General features: G+C 46.5%; 1 protein-coding gene. It reads left to right on the top strand.

Going from position 1 to position 2405, the window contains the following annotated elements; genetic code table 11:
• Positions 1 to 676: 676 nt before the first annotated feature.
• Positions 677 to 2405, top strand: a 1729-nt coding sequence (locus B3182_RS03445; protein ID WP_292751567.1) for an Rne/Rng family ribonuclease, incomplete at its 3' end; no start/stop codon positions are given.

Here is a 2405-nt window from a genome sequence, read left to right as displayed (position 1 = left end):
GGCACGATAAATCCGGCTTTTCGGAACGCCTTTTTCCAATGTAATCAAAAAATTATCAATACGTTGGCCTGCCTGATCGGCCCGAATATCGATAAATTGAACGCTTGGTGGTGCTGGTGGAGAATTCGCCATAAAATATTGTAAGGTTATTTCTTGCTGATGTGGTTGCGTACTGATATATTTTGCCGTTGGTCTGTACGTAAAATGAGGTCAGTATACCGGCTTTCTGGCGATGAGACCTAAGCAAACGTCGCTCCCCCTAGAAATGGGGTTGATGCGGCTAAGGACACGAAACGAATTTGAATACGCTGAACAGGGGTTCAGTGATGCAGGGCTCCGCATAAGGAGCTTGTTTTTAAGAATAAGATGGTTCCCACGTCTGGCTACAGCAAAACAAATAGCAAAAAATGTACAAGACAGGGCGACGAAGTAAATAATCAAACGTACTGTGACTAAAGAGAGTCACACGACGTTATGTAGCGTTGCAGAACCCTATTGCAGCCACAATGTGATGACATTGTATAAATGGACCAGTGATCTGTTGATTCGATACTGGCAGTGCCCAACTAGTTGATTATATTGCTGATAAAACGCCGTTCTGGATGTCCTGGGCAGGCTGATGCCGCCCGGCTTACTGACTGTATCTGACGCGTGGACCTCTAACTGAGGTTTATGAATGAAACGAATTTTAATTAACGCAACACACGAAGAAGAGTTGCGTGTTGCGATGGTCGATGGCCAGCGCTTGTTCGATCTAGATATCGATACTCCTTCCAGAGAACAGAAAAAAGGTAATATTTACAAAGGTAAAATCACTCGTGTAGAACCGAGTCTCGAAGCGGTTTTTGTTGAATACGGTTCTGAACGTCAAGGCTTTCTGCCACTTAAAGAAATCAGTAAAAGTTATTTCCGACAAAACAAGGATGACGGCGAAAACAACGGCCGAATCAATGTGCAGGATGTGCTTTCAGTTGGCCAGGAACTGGTCATTCAGATCGAAAAAGAAGAACGTGGTAACAAAGGCGCAGCCCTCACCACATTTATCAGCCTGGCCGGCCGTTATCTGGTTTTAATGCCTAATAGCCCACGTGCCGGTGGAATTTCACGCCGGATTGAAGGCGATGAACGTGCGGAGCTGCAAGAAGCCTTGCGCGATCTGGAAGTTCCTGATGGCATGGGCATGATTGTTCGCACTGCCGGCGTCGGTAAACAAACCGAAGAACTGCAGTGGGATCTTGAATACCTTGTCCAGCTTTGGACAGCTATTGATGTTGCCACCAAAGACCGTAATGCGCCATTTCTGGTGTATCAGGAAAGTAACATCATCATTCGTGCGTTACGTGACTATTTGCGTAAAGACATTGGTGAGATTCTGGTGGATTCACCAGAAGTTTATCAAACTGGTTATGACTTCATGCGCATGGTCATGCCGCATGAATTGAGCAAATTCAAGCTCTACCAGGACAAAGTTCCGTTGTTTACCCGTTACCAGCTGGAAAGCCAGATTGAAAGCGCTTTCCGTCATGAAGTGCGACTGCCTTCCGGTGGCGCTCTGGTAATCGATCCCACTGAAGCGTTGATTTCAATTGACGTCAACTCGGCGCGTGCCAATAAGGGCGGCGATATCGAGGAAACGGCGCTGAATACCAATCTGGAAGCGGCTGAGGAAATTGCCCGTCAATTACGCTTGCGTGATTTGGGTGGACTGGTGGTTATCGACTTTATTGATATGGGACCTACCCGTAATCAACGTGAGGTGGAAAATCGTCTGCGTGACCATCTAAAATCAGATCGTGCTCGCGTTCAGATTGGCCGAATTTCACGGTTTGGTTTACTGGAAATGTCACGTCAGCGTTTACGGCCTGCTTTGGGAGATGCGCATCAGGAAGTCTGCCCGCGTTGTGCCGGTTTAGGCCATGTTCGTGGCGTAGAATCTTTAGGTTTAGCCGTATTAAGACTGGTTGAAGAAGAAGCGACAAAAGACAGCGTCAGCCAGCTGGTAATTCAATTACCGGTTTCTGTGGCAACTTTCATGCTGAATGAAAAACGTGCCCAGATTGATACGATTGAAAAACGTCATGGCGTGCGTTTGGTATTGATTCCTAATCCGCATCTGGAAACACCACATTACGATATCGAACGTATTAAAGATGGCAATGAAAAACAGACCAGCAGCCATCAGCTGATTACGACGCCTGAAATTGAAGCAACCGTAGTGTTAAAAGAAAAACCGGTTATGGAACAGCCTGCCGTTACCGGTATTGCCCCTATTGCTCCTGCACCGATTATTAAACCTGTAGCAGCGGCTGAACGTAAGCCAAGTCTGTTAAAACGACTGTTAGGTGTTTTAACCGGTGCTCCGGTAGAAGAACCAGATGTGAATAAACCCGCTTCTGTTGTTAAAG

Origin of the sequence: Methylophaga sp. UBA4204, assembly GCF_002379485.1 — a bacterium.
Classification (GTDB): domain Bacteria; phylum Pseudomonadota; class Gammaproteobacteria; order Nitrosococcales; family Methylophagaceae; genus Methylophaga.
This window is presented reverse-complemented; position numbering and strand designations above follow the sequence as displayed.